Genomic DNA, 14326 nt, shown 5'->3' on the forward strand with positions numbered 1-14326 from the left:
GACATGCATGTATACCGATCGGTATCTTTTGCGCGGTCTAAAGCCTTTCTGGAGTTGCTACGATGCCCATCGGCCCCATCCTCAAATCGAGTGCGCCCCCCGCGCCTTCGCTGCATTTCAGCCTGTTGTCATTCATTGGTGCGGTTATCGCGATTGGTGCCACAGGCTGGCTTAGCCATGTGTCTGGAGCACCCTGGTTGATGGCGTCCTTTGGTGCAAGCTGTGTACTCGCCTTCGGGTTGCCGGAGTCACCCTTGGCCCAGCCGCGCAGCATCATCGGTGGGCACCTGGTATCGACACTGGTCGGGTTGCTGGTACTTCACACGTTGGGGAATTCGTGGTGGGCCGGTGCGCTGGCCGTGGGCCTGGCGCTGGTAGCGATGCAACACACGCGCACATTGCATGCTCCGGCAGGCGGGAATCCATTGGTGGTTTTGGCAGCCGGTGCGCCTTTCAGTTTTCTGCTCACGCCGGTATTGGCCGGCTCAATCGTGATCGTTGCCGTTGCCTGGTGCTTGAACAACGCCCGTAGCCGTTCCAGTTATCCGAAGTACTGGCTATAGGCCGACTGTGCTCAGTTGCGAGGTTCGCTGCTGTCGGTCGAGGCCGGGTGGAGGCCTTGCCGTTCGGCGACAGCGCGTAGTGTTCTCAGGGTAATCATCGGGGCGTCGATGACGAACTGATTGGCCAGCCATGAAGGAATATCCCCTGCAGGATCGGCTTGCAGTTGGTAAGTCACCTCCGTTTCACTGTCGCTTTTGGGCACCATTTTCCATAGGCCACTCAGCTTGCGCACCCGGGTCTGGCCCGGTACGCCAGGCACCATGCCAGGCACGGCGCTGAGGTGGCGTATGACTGCGCCGTCGTCGGTACGCTCAGTGTGTACCTTGAGTACGATGTCGCGGGTATTGGCCGGCCATGGCAGGGCGGTGGTGAGGTAAACCCAGGTGTCATCGCCTTCGACTTTCAACAGGCGCATGTCTGCGCAGGCGTATAGCCATTTGCAGGCGACCCGCAGGTTTTCCTGCAGGTCGCTGAGGGTGGCCACGCTGGCCTTGATCAGCGCTACGCCACGAAAGCGCTGGTAGGGAGAGCCCGGCACGTTGCTCAGGTAGACCTGGATGCCGTCCTCGTTTGCGGCCAGTTGCCAGTCCTCGGCGCTGACCAGCGTTGGGCGGCACAAGCCCAGCATGAGCAACAGGCCCGTGGCCATCGCTGGGAGTAGGTTCATGGTCAGACTCCCTGGGTACTAGCACGTTGAGCCGCTCCGCTGCTGTGAGTCTCCGGTTCTAGGGTTGGGCATACACCTTGAAGAGTTTTTTGGCCGTCTCGCCGGCGCCTCCCAGGTACTTGTCGTAGGCCTGTTCGATTTCGCCGGAACGGTACATTTCGCTGAGTGTGGTATCGACCAGCAAGCGGAAGTTTTCATCGCCGCGCTCCACCATCAATGAGACGGGTGCGAATTCAAAGATACGGTCCAGTATCATCAGCTTTGCGCCCGGGTAATCGGCGGCGACATGGGTTTTGAGCGACATCCGTTCAGAGAAGAACGCATCGGCCTTGCCATCGGCGACCAGTTTTATCCCTTCGTCGTTGTCCTTGACCGTGATCAGTGTGGCAACTACGCCGAGCAAGCGCATTTTCTCGCGTATCCACGCCTCGGAGACGCCGCCACCGGTGGTGACGAAGGTCTGGTTGGCGAGACCACGGTTGACGGTGGCGCGCCAGGTCGGCCCGCTGTGGGCCACCTTGCCATTGAGCACATTGAGTAACGCCTCATTGGCGTTGTCACGCACGACCACGGAAAGCCCGGCGGTGTAGACCGGTATTGAGTAGCTCACGGTTTTACGCCGTTCCAGTGTCGCCGGTGTTGGCGTACAGAGGATGTCGATCTTGCCCGAGCTGACGGCGCTGGTGGCCTCGATGATGTTGATGGGCTGGTAGTGCACTTGCAGCGAGGTCAGCCCCAGTTCGGCCTTGACCTTGTCGGCGATTTTCAGGCACAGGTCGATGGCGTAACCGCCGACCTTGTCGCCCTCCATGCTGCTGAACGGTGCGTAGTCTGGCAGGTAGCCCAGGTTAAAGGTGTTGTTGGCGCGAACGCGCTCCAGGGTGTTCGCGCTGGCCACGACCGGCATCAGCGCAAGCAAGCAGGTCATCAGCAGGCTTGCGGGTTTGGTTGACTGTACGTTCATATCCTGTTCCCCGTGTTCAGATGTCTTTGCAGTCCTGACAGCAACGCCTAAGGATTGCCGGCCCTGGCCTGGGCGGTTTGAGGCTCATTGACAAAACGTTTGGCGAGGAAGCCGTAGAGCAGGTAACCGAAGGCCAACACCAGAGTGCCACCGAACACGGCGTCTCTCCCGCAGGCATAGAGGGCGTACAACGAATAGGCCACTGCAACCAGCAGCACAGCGGTATTGCGTGTGTTGACTGCTGATGAAGCCTTGGCCTTGTACATCATGACCAGCAGCCCGGTGAGCGCTGTCACGTAGGGAATCAGGTTGGTCACTGCCGCCAGGTTGACCAGTTTGCTGAACTGGGCACTGGCATTGGGCGAAATGGTCGACAGGGCCATGAGGGTCTGCAGTACGCCGCAGACGATCATGCCGATGATCGGTGCATTCCGTGCACTGACCTTGCTGAACAGTTTCGGGAACATGCTCTGGTCGGCGGTCATCTTGGCCGTTTGCGCCAGGGTGAACTGCCACCCCAATAGCGAGCCCACGCACGCCATCACTGCCAGCGCCATGATGATGTTGCCGACCGTAGGGTTGAAAATGTGCGCATAGACGAGTGCGAAAGGCGCTGACGCGTTGGCCAGTTCAGCGTTGGGGATGATGCCCTGGATGACGGTAGTCGAGAGCACATACACCACCGCAGCCCCCAGGGTGCCGAACAGGCAGGCCAGCGGTACTGTACGTTTGGGGTCTTCCACCGCATCGGAGGCCTGCGCGGCCGACTCCATGCCCAGAAATGCCCACAGGGTCAAGGGAATGGCTTTGCTCACTGCCTCGGAGATCGGCAGGCTGTTAGGGTTCCAGGCCGCGGCCAGCACGTCAGGCTTGAACCAGAACCAGCCGATGATGCACAGGCCTGCCACCGGGATGATCACGCCCCAGACGGTGACTGCACCGATCTTGCCGGTGATGCTGGGCCCGCCAAAGTTGGCCAGGGTGGTCAACCAGAGCAGGCCCACGGTACCGATGAACAACGGAATGGCGCCGCTGCCCAGCCAGGGTACGAATGAGGTCATGTAACCCACTGCGGAAATGGCGACGGCGACGTTGGCGATGGCCAGCGACAGGAAGTACAGATACGAACAGAGGAAGAACCCAGACTTTGCGTGCGCCTCTTCGGTATAGGCAGACAATCCGCCTGATCGTGCGCAGAAAATGCCACATTGGGAAAAGCAGTAGGCGATGGCCATGGACCCAACAGCGGTCACTAGCCATGACAACAGTGATACTGCGCCGAGTTGGGCCATGCTTGTGGGCAGCATGATGATGCCGGAGCCCATCATGTTGACCGTTACCAGAGTGGTCAGCCCCACGAGGCTCATTTTCTTGCTTGAATCAGCCATCTGAAAACTCCTTACGCTCTCAAAAGCACTGACCCTGATTCCGGCGGTTTACTGCAGGCCGCAGGGGAGGGGGCTAAACGCTATTGTTTGACCACATACACCTTGTAGGTTGGCCGCCCCTGGCCATCACGCACGATTTCGATGCCATGGTTGTCATGCTCGAAACCCGGAAAGTGACCATCGAACAGCTCCATTGCCAGCAAGTAATCGACGATGGCCTTTTTGTCGGCACCGGCTTTCTCTCCCGGCATCATCAGCGGGATGCCCGGTGGATAGGGAACGATCTGCACCGCGACCGTTCGATCAAGCATGTCGCGTACGGCAATCTGCTCTATTTCGCCACGAACCAGCCTGGCGTAGGTGGCGCGCGGGGAGGCCACCGGGTCAGGTAGCAGGGTGTAGGCAGCATCCATGTTGTGCAGCATTTTCGAGGCAAGCATGTCCTGGTGCATCTGCTCGGCAAGGTCCTTCAGCCCCATGTCGCGATAGCGATCACCATGGCTGGCGACCAGGTCGGGCAGTACCTGTTCCAGCGGCGAATTGTTGTCGTAGTGCCTCTTGAACTCCATCAGGCCAGCGACCAACGTGCCCCATTTGCCTTTGGTCACGCCGATGCTGAACAGCAGCAGTATCGAGTAAGGTTCCGTCTTTTCCACCACGGTTCCACGACTGGCGAGGAAGGTCGAGACCAAGGGGGCCGGGATACCGCTGGGCTCCATTGCGCCTTCGAGTGTCTGACCGGGCGTAAGCACCGTGACCTTGATCGGGTCAAGCATGCAGTAGTCGTCACCCAGGTCGCCGAACCCGTGCCAACTGGCCGTTGGTTTGAGCACCCAGGCATCGCCTCGGTGTAGCGCATCGGGGTCGATCTCGGCAAAGGGCACGCCGTTGACCTCATCCGGTTGCCAGACGCCAAACCACCAGTCGCCGGGATCGCGCTCACGCAGTTCGTTGCTCAGGCGCACCATGGCCTGGCGGAAGGCAATGGCCTCGCTGATCGATTCGTCGGTGAGGTACTCGCCGGCATCGTCCATCATCTTCGACGAGACATCGATCGACGCGATAATGCTGTATTGCGGCGACGTCGAGGTGTGCATCATGAAGGCTTCGTTGAACAGTGCCGGCTTCACCGGCACCTTGCCTGAGCGGATGTGGATCATCGACGCCTGTGACAGCGCGGCCAGCAGTTTGTGGGTCGAGTGGGTGACGGTGACTGTCGCATCATCGGCATGGCGCTCGCCACGGTGCATGCCATAGCGTCCTTCATAGAGTGTGTTGAAACGCGCGTAGGCGAACCAGGCTTCATCGTAGTGGATGCGGTCGACACTCTGGCTCAGCTCTCGGGTGGTGACCTGCACGTTGTAGCACAGGCCGTCGTAGGTCGAGTTGGTCAGCACGGCCAATACCGGGCGTGCCTGCTTGTGGGTTGCCAAGGGGCTGTCGGCGAGTTTCTGGGCCACGGCTGCCGGTGTCAGTTCGCTGCGCGGTACAGGGCCGATCAGGCCGCGTGCATTACGGCGTGGGCGCAAGTACAGCGGTACCGCACCGGACATGTTCAGCGCATAGTTCAGCGATTTATGGCAATTACGGTCGACCAGTACTGCATCGCCGTCGGTCACGGCAGCGTGCAAGACCATCTGGTTGCTCGCTGAACTGCCGCCCATCGAGAAGAAGGTGTAGTCGGCACCAAACACCCGCGCGGCGTATTTTTCTGCTTCGTCCACCGGGCCGGAATGGTCGTTGAGCGAGCCTAGCTCGCCAACCGAGACGCTGAGGTCTGAACGCAGCATTTGCTCGCCATAGAATTCGAGAAAGCTACGTCCGACGGCGGTCTTCATGAACGCCGTGCCGCCGGTATGGCCCGGGGTATGCCAGGAGTACTCATGGGTGCCGGCAAAATTGACCAGGGCACCGAAGAACGGCGGCAGGATGCTGTCGAGGTAGCGACGGGCAGCCGTTTCGATGCGTCCGGCGATGAATTGAGGGCTGTCTTCAGGTTGCCAGATAATCCCGTCGATGTGCTCGAAGAACGCCAGCGGAATCTGGCCTTGGGTCGCTTGGCTCAGGCCCAGCATGATCGGCAACTGTGCGGTGCGTCGCCGGATCAGGCGAATCAGTCGCAGCGCCTGTTCTGGTGCCGCGTCGCATAGCCCCCAGCCGATAATGGCGCAGCTGTAAGTTGAGTTGGCACTGATGGCGATCTCTGCCTCATCGAGCGACCCCACCAGCTCCACCCCGAGTTCATGTTCATGCAGCGCTTCAGCAATGGCGTGGGCGCTGCGCACGATGATGCTGTCGTCGTGCCCCTTGGCATTGATCACGATCAGGACGGGGAAGCGTTGAACCATGTCGGCGGGTAAGCGCGTTTGCGATTGACTCATCGGGAAGGCTCCTTGAGGGTGGATAGCGTGTGTAGCGTCAAGTCTTGAGCACGTAGCCGTAAGCGCGAGTGCGTCCACCGTCCTGTTTCAACAATACTCCGCACTCTACTTCCCCAGGTACTGCACAGAGCACGCCAGGCGTATAGGGTAAGGCGCCTTAGGCGGCGATGTGACCGTCGACGTCTGCCACGTGCCGTTTGAGCACCTCGGCCGTACAGTTGTTGCGCAAGTAGCGCTGGGCCTTCATGGGGCCGCAGGTCGCCCAGATTCCGACCCAAAGCCGCCGTGTTATTGGTTATAGATCATATTGGTGGGCAGGTAATGTTTTGTCGAAATGATGAATAGCGAGGCTGCACGCTGTCGATTTCATCCACAGAACTTCAAGGTCACTTGCCAGCCACGTCGGGAGTCGATAGGGTCAACGTTATGAGTCAATCACGTGTTACCTCGACAACCACTACCACGACCGCCAGAGGCGGGGCGTGAGCGGTGTCGTGAGCCAGTAAGCGTACGAACCCTAGAGGCCCCGTCAGCGATGGACAGGGTCTTTTTTTTGCCCTTGTGTCGCTGGCTCAATGTAAGGAAACGCAGCATGCATGCACTCTTGATTCTCGATATGCAGGTTGGGCTTTTTCACGGCCCTGACAAGCCGTGGCGTGGCGAGGCGCTGCTGAGCACACTGAACAGCCTGTTGAGCAAAGCCCGGAAGGCGGGTGCGCCGGTTTTTCTGGCGCGTCATGTCGGCCCGGCTGGCTCGCCTATCGAGCCGGGCAGCCCGTTGACAGCACTGGTTCAGGAACTGGTGCTACACGGCGACGAAATCATCTTTGAGAAATACCGACCCAGTGCCTTCGCCATGACGGACTTGGCCGCCCGGTTGCGGGTGTGCGGCTCAGAGGGCGTGGTCATTACCGGGATGAAAACCCAGTATTGCGTCGACAGTACTTGCCGCGCGGCGCGAGATAGTGGGTTTGATACGGTGTTGATTGCTGATGGTCACACCTGCAGCGATACCCCGGCATTGACGGCCGAGATGATCGTCGCGCACCACAATGCAACACTGGCGGGGGCATTCTGTCGTGTTGTCGATGCCGAGGACTGGCACTTTTAGATTGCATTAACGGCTCTACAGAATGTGCTACCGAGTGAGTCGATAACGGCCTCGGCGACTAGGGCCCAAGTAGGTGGTGTATTGATGCGGGAACTACCTGTGCGCGTATGCGCACAGGTAACGCAGTGGCTGCCTACCTCAAGCGCTGAGCCACTGTTCGACCTTGTCACGGGAGGGGACGCCCCCTGAGTGAACAACCTTTCCATCAATCACGACGCTGGGCGTGGACATAACCCCGTAGCTGACGATCTGTTGCATGTCTTCGATCTTCTCCAGCTTCACCGGGATGTCTGTCGCGCTCGCCACCTGTTCGATGATGGCTACTGTTGATTTGCATTTGGCACAACCGCTACCCAGAACCTTGATGTCTTTCATAAAAACCTCAATACGTGGATTAAAGCGCGAAGTTGAAGAGGTAACCGACGATGAGAATGCCGACGCCGACGACCCCAGTGAAGGTGGCTATCAAGCAAGGTTTCAGCACCTTGCGCAAGATCACCATCTCCGGAAGGGAGAGGGCGATGACACTCATCATGAAGGCCAGCACAGTGCCCAGCGCCGCGCCCTTTGCGAGCAGTGCCTGCACAATCGGGATGATGCCTGCAGCATTGGTGTACATGGGGATGCCGATAAGTACCGCGAGCGGAACCGACCACCAGGCTTCCTTGCCCATGAAGCTGGCCATGAAATCCTCAGGCACATACCCGTGAATGCCTGCGCCAATGGCAATACCGGCAAGGATGTAAGGCCATACTCTCCCAACGATTTCACGTACGCTGCTAAACCCGGCATTTATCCGCTCATACAGCGGCATACTCGTGTCACCGGCGGTTGCCTGGATTTTGGGCATTTCACGAACCCAGTCCTCCAGATAGGCCTCCATTTTCAGGCGTCCAATGACCCAACCTGCGACAACCGCAATAAACAAACCCAAGCCCAGGTACAGCAGTGCGATCTTCCAGCCGAACAGGCCAAGCAACAGTGTCAGCGCTACCTCATTCACCATAGGCGCGGAAATGAGGAAAGAGAACGTCACCCCTAGTGGCACGCCCGCTTGAACAAAACCTATGAATAGAGGAACGGCTGAGCAGGAGCAAAATGGAGTAAACACACCAAGTGACGCGGCCATGACATTGGCCATCCCCTCGCTGCGTCCCGCCAGCATTGCGCGGGTGCGCTCAGGCGTGAAGTGGGAGTTGATCATGCCCATCAAGAACACAATGCCGGTCAGCAGCATCAGCACTTTGGGTGTGTCGTAGAAGAAAAACTGTAAGGCGCCGCCAAGGTGGCTATTGCGATCAACCGGAAGCGTTGCGACCAACGCTTCGGACGCAGGAATCAGGGCCTCATACAGTCCGAACCAGACAGACGCGGCCACTGCCAAAAAGAGGCGGGGGTTACGTTCAGGCCAGCGCACAATTACTTCGTTCATGCACACGACTCCCAGGGTGCAGACGCACTAGACCACGGACGAATGGCCAAGAAAGGCTGAAATTTCGTTGACGGTGCTACGTGCGCTGCGTGTTACGCCGATCAACGTGGCAGAAGCCGAACCTGTCCACTCGCCATAGCCGACCAGCCATAGCCTCGGTTCTTGGGTCGAGTGAGTGCCTTCGACGTCAACGCGGCCTTCGGCATTGATTACGCCAAGTCCATTCAGATGCTGCAGGGCTGGCCTGAATCCGGTACACCAGATCACCACATCCACGGCAGATTCAGTTCCATCGGCCCACCTCACGCCGTTGCGAGTGAAATGTTCAAAAGGGCGTACAGATCTGAGAGCGTTACGCTCACGAGCCTCGACAACGGGAGGCACCATGACGATGTCGCCCAACCCGCCGACGGGTTGGTCAATGACACGCCCCTCCTGTTGAGCTTTCAATCGCTCAGTCGCACGCTCGAAAAGTACCCGCCCATCAACATTGTCAGGCAGAAACACCGGTTCAGCAGGGGTTACCCATGTGGTCTCGGCGACCTTGGAAACTTCTGCCAGAATCTGCGCCCCGGAATTACCGCCGCCCACCACCAGCACTTTCTTGCCCGCAAATGCATGTGCTTCAACATAGTGCGCAGAGTGCAACTGCCGCCCAGCGAACTGTTCGGCACCGGGGTAGTGAGGAATGTAAGGGTTGCTCCAGGTACCTGTCGCGCTGATGACAACCTTGGCATCCCAATGCCTGTCGTCAGCGTGTACTCGCAAGCCAGACGCTGTACGCTCCACACGCGAGACCTGCACTGGGCGCTCGACCGGAAACTGGTACCGCTGCTCGTACTGGTTGAGGTACCCGATCACATGATTTCGTGTCGGGTAGCCATCTTGCGTGGGGGGCATCATCCAGCCGGGGATTGAACTCCAGGTGGACGGTGAGAACAGGCGCAGTGAGTTCCAGCCATGACGCCAGGCGCCTCCTGGCGCTTCCTCTGCGTCGAGGATGACGAAAGAAAGTTGGGTGCGGCGCAGGAAATACGCTACAGCCAAGGCTGATTGGCCCCCACCGATGATGACGATGTCTAGTTGACTGCTAAGCGGATGAGCCATGGGAGGGGAGCCTGGAGTCGATGCGGGGCGGTGCTTAGTATAGCGACTCCGTTTTGACGCCAACTGATCTGGCTCACAAAGCCATTGCGATTATCAGGCGAAAAAAGTGCATTTGCAGATGGCCATGACTGCTATGCGTTTTGCGTTTCGTGCAAACCACAGGCCTCTTGACTCGCCAACCAGCCAGGAAACGAAGGTGGCGCTTTACTGTATATTTGAAAAATCATATATTCGTTTAACCATATAAGCCCCTGAACTTGGTAATGAGCGCCAAGCCCGATGCTTACCGCCATCCTCTTCACGACAGCCATGAACATATCAAGAGGTTTGTGCTGGTGAAAACCAAACGTCGAGACCCCTATGGCTGACCCCCTGACGCCAACCACCGTATTCAAATGCCTGGCCGATGAGACCCGCGTTCGCCTGGTGTTGCTCATTGCTCGTGAGCAAGAGCTGTGCGTTTGTGAGCTCACCTGTGCGCTCGATGAAAGCCAGCCCAAGATTTCCCGTCATCTGGCACAGCTGCGCAATTGCGGTTTGCTTGAGGATCGTCGGCAGGGGCAATGGGTTTATTACCGCCTGCATCCCAACCTCCCGGCCTGGGTGATCGCTGTGCTCAAGAGCACCCTTGACGCCAACCAGCGTTGGCTCAGCCCCGACGCCAAGCGCCTTGACGTGATGGGTGACCGCCCACAGCGCCTTTCTGCTTGCTGTTGAGTCAACGCTTGCCCGAGCTGTGCTCGGCTTTTATGAGATAGCCCGCAGGGCGCACTTGCTCAGGAGTCAATCCGTGACTGAAGAACATCTCCCCAACCTTAATGCTGAACTGGTCGAACTGCCGACTCCCGATAAGCTTGGCAGTACCCTGTTGGCCACGCACAAACCACGCATCCTGCTTCTGTACGGCTCGACCCGCGAGCGCTCGTTTAGCCGCTTGCTGACGGAGGAAGCCGCTCGCTTGCTGGAGCACTTCGGTGCCGAAACGCGGATCTTCAATCCATCCGGTCTGCCCTTGCCTGACGATGCTCCGGACAACCATCCCAAGGTGCAGGAACTACGCGAGCTGATGCAGTGGTCGGAGGGGCAGGTTTGGTGCTCACCTGAGCGTCACGGTGCGATGACTGCCGTGTTCAAGGCGCAGATTGACTGGGTACCGCTGGCCATGGGCGCCGTGCGTCCGACCCAGGGCAAGACCCTGGCCGTGATGCAAGTCAGTGGAGGGTCTCAGTCTTTCAACGTGGTCAATCAGTTGCGCGTACTCGGACGCTGGATGCGCATGTTCACCATTCCGAACCAGTCGTCGGTACCCAAGGCCTACCTGGAATTCGACGAAGAGGGCCGTATGAAGCCGTCGACGTTCTACGACCGCGTCGTGGATGTGATGGAAGAACTGGTGAAATTCACCCTGCTGTTGCGTGAGCGCTCCGACTATTTGGTCGACCGTTATTCCGAGCGAAAGGAGTCCGCAGAAGAACTCTCCAGGCGTGTCAATCAACGCGCCATTTGAAGGGTTCGTTACTGTTTCGTAATGCCCGTACGTCATTATCAACGGCATCAACAAGTCCGACATCGTCACGTCGTAACTGCCTGCAGGCCGTTGCTTCAAGAGAACAAACACATGCGTATAAAAGTAGGTATCAACGGTTTCGGTCGCATCGGTCGTCTTGCCTTGCGTGCAGCCTGGAGCTGGCCTGAGTTTGAGTTCGTGCAGATCAACGATCCGGCAGGCGACGCAGCAACGCATGCGCACCTGATCAACTTCGATTCGGTGCATGGCCGCTGGTGCCACGAAGCGAGCGCCGAGGGTGATCAGGTTGTGATTGACGGCAAGCGGATCAAGGTGACCGCCAACAAGGCGATTGCCGACACCGACTGGTCGGGTTGCGATCTGGTCATCGAAGCCAGCGGCAAGATGAAAACCGTTGCGGTACTTCAGGCCTACCTGGATCAGGGTGTGAAGCGTGTGGTTGTGTGCGCGCCGGTCAAGGAAAGCGGCGCGCTGAACGTTGTCATGGGGGTTAACCAACACCTGTTCGACCCGTCATTGCACCGTATCGTGACCGCAGCCTCCTGTACCACCAACTGCCTGGCCCCGGTGGTCAAGGTGATCCATGAAAATCTGGGGATTCGCCACGGCTCGATCACCACTATTCACGACCTGACCAACACCCAGAGCATCCTTGATCAGCCGCACAAGGATTTGCGTCGCGCCCGTGCCTCGGGCATGAGCCTGATCCCGACGACCACGGGTTCTGCCACCGCGATTGCCGAGATCTTCCCTGAGCTGCGCGGCAAGCTGAACGGCCATGCCGTGCGCGTGCCGCTGGCCAACGCCTCGCTTACCGATTGCGTGTTCGAAGTCGAGCGCGCTACCTCCGTGGATGAGGTCAACGCGTTGCTTAAAGCGGCCGCAGAGGGCCCGCTGAAAAATATCCTGGGCTATGAAGAACGCCCGCTGGTGTCCATCGACTACCGCACCGACCCGCGCTCCTCGATCATTGATGCGCTCTCGACCTTGGTGGTCAATGACACCCAGGTGAAGATTTACGCCTGGTACGACAACGAGTGGGGGTACGCCAACCGTGCTGTCGAGCTGGCCAGGCTGGTCGGTTTGGTAGGCTGAGAAGAGAGTGATCATGCACGCGCTGTCAGCCCTCTCCCCGCAGGTGCGCCAGTACCTGCTGGTCACCGGTAATTACTGGGCCTTTACGCTCACCGACGGTGCACTGCGCATGTTGGTGGTGTTGCACTTCCATGCGTTGGGCTACAGCCCGTTGCAGATTGCGTTCCTGTTCCTGTTCTACGAGATCTTCGGGGTCATTACCAATCTGTTGGGTGGCTACCTTGGCGCCCGGGTGGGTCTGAATCGCACCATGAACATTGGTCTGGGGCTCCAGGTTGCGGCGTTGTTGATGCTTGCCGTACCTGCGGCTTGGCTGACCATCCCTTGGGTGATGGGTGCCCAGGCAATGTCGGGGATTGCCAAAGACCTCAACAAGATGAGCGCCAAGAGTTCAATAAAACTCCTGGTGCCCGACAGTCAACAAGGCACGCTCTACCAGTGGGTAGCGATCCTTACCGGCTCGAAGAACGCATTGAAGGGCGTTGGCTTCTTCCTAGGCGGCGCATTGCTCGCGCTGATGGACTTCAAAAGCGCAGTACTGGTCATGGCGGCGGTCTTGGCGTTGATCTGGCTAGCTAGCCTGTTCTTGCTGAAGAAAGATCTTGGCAGGGCCAAAGGAAAGCCAAAGTTCCGCGACATCCTGTCCAAGAGCCGGGCAATCAATATCCTCTCGGCAGCGCGAATGTTCCTCTTTGGTGCCCGCGATGTGTGGTTCGTGGTGGCCTTGCCGGTCTACCTGAGTAGCGTGTTTGGCTGGGATTTCTGGCAGGTGGGCGGATTCCTGGCTGCCTGGGTGATCGGCTACGGCATTATCCAATCGCTGGCTCCAAACATCACAGGAAAGAAACGCGGCCACGTTCCTGATGGGCGGGCTGCCTTCGTTTGGGCGGGGCTGTTGGCAGGCCTGCCTGCGGCCATTGCCCTGGGACTCTCGGCGGGCGGCTCTCCGCAACTTGTGCTGCTGGGCGGCCTCCTGGTGTTTGGCGCACTGTTTGCCGTGAACTCGTCGCTGCACAGTTACCTGATCGTTTCCTACGCCAAGGAAGACGGGGTGTCCTTGGACGTAGGCTTCTACTATATGTCCAATGCAATGGGACGATTACTGGGCACTGTGTTGTCGGGCTGGATTTATCAGCGTTACGGGCTGGAGGCGTGCTTGTGGGTTTCCACCGCATTCGTCCTGTTGGCCGCACTGATTTCCGTGGCCTTGCCTCGGCACGCGATTGTGCACTAACGATTCAATCAACCGGCCTGAACCACGCTTGGGTCGGTTGAGCGTACAGAATGACCACCATCGTCATACCCAACGAAGGCTAAATCCGAAGGATCGAATCGATCGCTCGTGTCCATCCGTACATTTCGCAGGCCCACTGTTTCCAGGTGCGACGCGTACAGACGCTCAGAAAAATAGCTGATCAGCAGGGTGCGACGGCGTGCGCCGATTGCGTTCAGGCTGGCGGCATGCACCAGATCGACATCAAACACCAGAATGTCACCTGCAGCGCCTGAAAGCTGCACAGATCTGGATTCGTCGTTGAAGTCGAACGGCGGCGCTCCGTGCTCGGGGCGATGGCTGCCGGGGACGATACGGGTTGCGCCGTTCTCAGGGCCATAATCGTCGAAATAAGCTAAAGCGCCGACGATGTCGCCTAGTCGTTGCGCCGACAAGTCGCGGTGCAGTTGCTGATGGCCGCCACCTGCAAGGGGTTCGCGACCCTCGACCTGTGCGAGGAAGAACCGTTCTCCAATCAGCTCGCCAACCACCGTCAGTACCTGCGGCAGACGACACACCGCCTGAACCTTCGGGTCGGTGTCCAGCAGCGAGTGACGCCAGTCCATGCCACGTGGCACTGGCCATTGGTCCGACGGAATCACGCCCGCATCGAAAACGGCACGAAGGTCATCCAACCACTCGGTCGGGATTGCACGGCGGAGCAGCACATAACCCTCTCGATGAAGCTGTTCGCGGTCAGTCATAGCGTCCTCAGTTCTCACCGCCACCAACGCGTCTTGCAGGGTGGCCCGGCGCTAGACTAAAGCAATCGACAAAACCGGCCAATGACTCAGCGCAGCGTTTGCGAGCCCACTA

General features: G+C 58.7%; 14 protein-coding genes. 6 read left to right on the top strand and 8 right to left on the bottom strand.

Features of this window, described 5'->3' with window-relative positions; genetic code table 11:
* Positions 1 to 62 precede the first annotated feature (62 nt).
* A complete protein-coding gene (locus CYD26_RS07390) occupies positions 63 to 563 on the top strand; it encodes an HPP family protein (protein WP_099774643.1) in 501 nt (166 codons plus the stop codon).
* Between the two features lie 11 nt (positions 564 to 574).
* On the opposite strand, the gene CYD26_RS07395 is transcribed toward CYD26_RS07390, so the two are convergent.
* The 4 genes from CYD26_RS07395 to CYD26_RS07410 all read right to left on the bottom strand — a co-directional run bounded on the left by CYD26_RS07395 (position 575) and on the right by CYD26_RS07410 (position 5964).
* A complete protein-coding gene (locus CYD26_RS07395; RefSeq protein WP_099776659.1) occupies positions 575 to 1213 on the bottom strand; it encodes an START domain-containing protein in 639 nt (212 codons plus the stop codon).
* Positions 1214 to 1289: 76 nt separating this feature from the next.
* A complete protein-coding gene (locus CYD26_RS07400; protein WP_102052246.1) occupies positions 1290 to 2195 on the bottom strand; it encodes an amino acid ABC transporter substrate-binding protein in 906 nt (301 codons plus the stop codon).
* A 47-nt stretch (positions 2196 to 2242) separates the two neighbouring features.
* Complete coding sequence (gene potE, locus CYD26_RS07405; RefSeq protein WP_102052247.1) at positions 2243 to 3583, bottom strand: putrescine-ornithine antiporter; 1341 nt, start codon at positions 3581 to 3583, stop codon at positions 2243 to 2245.
* Between the two features lie 80 nt (positions 3584 to 3663).
* On the bottom strand, positions 3664 to 5964 hold the full coding sequence (locus CYD26_RS07410) for an Orn/Lys/Arg decarboxylase N-terminal domain-containing protein (RefSeq protein ID WP_102052248.1): 2301 nt from the start codon (positions 5962 to 5964) through the stop codon (positions 3664 to 3666).
* Positions 5965 to 6556: 592 nt separating this feature from the next.
* Here CYD26_RS07410 and CYD26_RS07415 point away from each other — a divergent pair.
* Entirely contained in the window at positions 6557 to 7075 is a 519-nt protein-coding gene (locus tag CYD26_RS07415) for an isochorismatase family protein (RefSeq protein ID WP_102052249.1), read from the top strand.
* Between the two features lie 138 nt (positions 7076 to 7213).
* On the opposite strand, the gene CYD26_RS07420 is transcribed toward CYD26_RS07415, so the two are convergent.
* From CYD26_RS07420 to CYD26_RS07430, 3 genes are read right to left on the bottom strand one after another with little or no spacing between them, the layout of a single operon-like run.
* On the bottom strand, positions 7214 to 7450 hold the full coding sequence (locus CYD26_RS07420; protein ID WP_102052250.1) for a thioredoxin family protein: 237 nt from the start codon (positions 7448 to 7450) through the stop codon (positions 7214 to 7216).
* A gap of 19 nt (positions 7451 to 7469) precedes the next feature.
* Positions 7470 to 8507, bottom strand: coding sequence for a permease (locus tag CYD26_RS07425; protein WP_102052251.1), 1038 nt, complete (start codon positions 8505 to 8507; stop codon positions 7470 to 7472).
* Between the two features lie 27 nt (positions 8508 to 8534).
* The gene (locus CYD26_RS07430; protein ID WP_099774657.1) at positions 8535 to 9614 is read right to left on the bottom strand and encodes an ArsO family NAD(P)H-dependent flavin-containing monooxygenase; all 1080 of its coding nucleotides are present in this window, start codon (positions 9612 to 9614) and stop codon (positions 8535 to 8537) included.
* A 360-nt stretch (positions 9615 to 9974) separates the two neighbouring features.
* Here CYD26_RS07430 and CYD26_RS07440 point away from each other — a divergent pair, with 360 nt between their 5' ends.
* The 4 genes from CYD26_RS07440 to arsJ all read left to right on the top strand — a co-directional run bounded on the left by CYD26_RS07440 (position 9975) and on the right by arsJ (position 13471).
* Positions 9975 to 10331 carry a metalloregulator ArsR/SmtB family transcription factor gene (locus tag CYD26_RS07440; protein ID WP_102052252.1) on the top strand — a complete coding sequence of 119 codons (357 nt, stop codon included), beginning with the start codon at positions 9975 to 9977 and terminating at the stop codon, positions 10329 to 10331.
* 73 nt (positions 10332 to 10404) lie between these two features.
* Positions 10405 to 11121, top strand: coding sequence for an arsenical resistance protein ArsH (gene arsH, locus CYD26_RS07445; protein ID WP_099774662.1), 717 nt, complete (start codon positions 10405 to 10407; stop codon positions 11119 to 11121).
* Between the two features lie 111 nt (positions 11122 to 11232).
* Entirely contained in the window at positions 11233 to 12237 is a 1005-nt protein-coding gene (locus CYD26_RS07450; protein WP_102052253.1) for an ArsJ-associated glyceraldehyde-3-phosphate dehydrogenase, read from the top strand.
* Positions 12238 to 12250: 13 nt separating this feature from the next.
* A complete protein-coding gene (gene arsJ / locus CYD26_RS07455; RefSeq protein WP_065761199.1) occupies positions 12251 to 13471 on the top strand; it encodes an organoarsenical effux MFS transporter ArsJ in 1221 nt (406 codons plus the stop codon).
* Positions 13472 to 13479: 8 nt separating this feature from the next.
* Here the strand turns inward: arsJ and CYD26_RS07460 are convergent, their stop codons facing one another.
* Complete coding sequence (locus CYD26_RS07460) at positions 13480 to 14214, bottom strand: phytanoyl-CoA dioxygenase family protein (RefSeq protein ID WP_102052254.1); 735 nt, start codon at positions 14212 to 14214, stop codon at positions 13480 to 13482.
* Positions 14215 to 14326 lie beyond the last annotated feature (112 nt).

The organism is Pseudomonas sp. FFUP_PS_473, assembly GCF_002858665.1.
Lineage (GTDB): Bacteria > Pseudomonadota > Gammaproteobacteria > Pseudomonadales > Pseudomonadaceae > Aquipseudomonas > Aquipseudomonas defluvii.

Bases quoted from the DNA above. Each gene is read 5' to 3' on its own strand.
- CYD26_RS07390 (WP_099774643.1), top strand. From the start codon at position 63: ATGCCCATCGGCCCCATCCTCAAATCGAGTGCGCCCCCCGCGCCTTCG.
- CYD26_RS07395 (WP_099776659.1), bottom strand. From the start codon at position 1,213: ATGGCCACGGGCCTGTTGCTCATGCTGGGCTTGTGCCGCCCAACGCTG.
- CYD26_RS07400 (WP_102052246.1), bottom strand. From the start codon at position 2,195: ATGAACGTACAGTCAACCAAACCCGCAAGCCTGCTGATGACCTGCTTG.
- potE (WP_102052247.1), bottom strand. From the start codon at position 3,583: ATGGCTGATTCAAGCAAGAAAATGAGCCTCGTGGGGCTGACCACTCTG.
- CYD26_RS07410 (WP_102052248.1), bottom strand. From the start codon at position 5,964: ATGAGTCAATCGCAAACGCGCTTACCCGCCGACATGGTTCAACGCTTC.
- CYD26_RS07415 (WP_102052249.1), top strand. From the start codon at position 6,557: ATGCATGCACTCTTGATTCTCGATATGCAGGTTGGGCTTTTTCACGGC.
- CYD26_RS07420 (WP_102052250.1), bottom strand. From the start codon at position 7,450: ATGAAAGACATCAAGGTTCTGGGTAGCGGTTGTGCCAAATGCAAATCA.
- CYD26_RS07425 (WP_102052251.1), bottom strand. From the start codon at position 8,507: ATGAACGAAGTAATTGTGCGCTGGCCTGAACGTAACCCCCGCCTCTTT.
- CYD26_RS07430 (WP_099774657.1), bottom strand. From the start codon at position 9,614: ATGGCTCATCCGCTTAGCAGTCAACTAGACATCGTCATCATCGGTGGG.
- CYD26_RS07440 (WP_102052252.1), top strand. From the start codon at position 9,975: ATGGCTGACCCCCTGACGCCAACCACCGTATTCAAATGCCTGGCCGAT.
- CYD26_RS07450 (WP_102052253.1), top strand. From the start codon at position 11,233: ATGCGTATAAAAGTAGGTATCAACGGTTTCGGTCGCATCGGTCGTCTT.
- arsJ (WP_065761199.1), top strand. From the start codon at position 12,251: ATGCACGCGCTGTCAGCCCTCTCCCCGCAGGTGCGCCAGTACCTGCTG.
- CYD26_RS07460 (WP_102052254.1), bottom strand. From the start codon at position 14,214: ATGACTGACCGCGAACAGCTTCATCGAGAGGGTTATGTGCTGCTCCGC.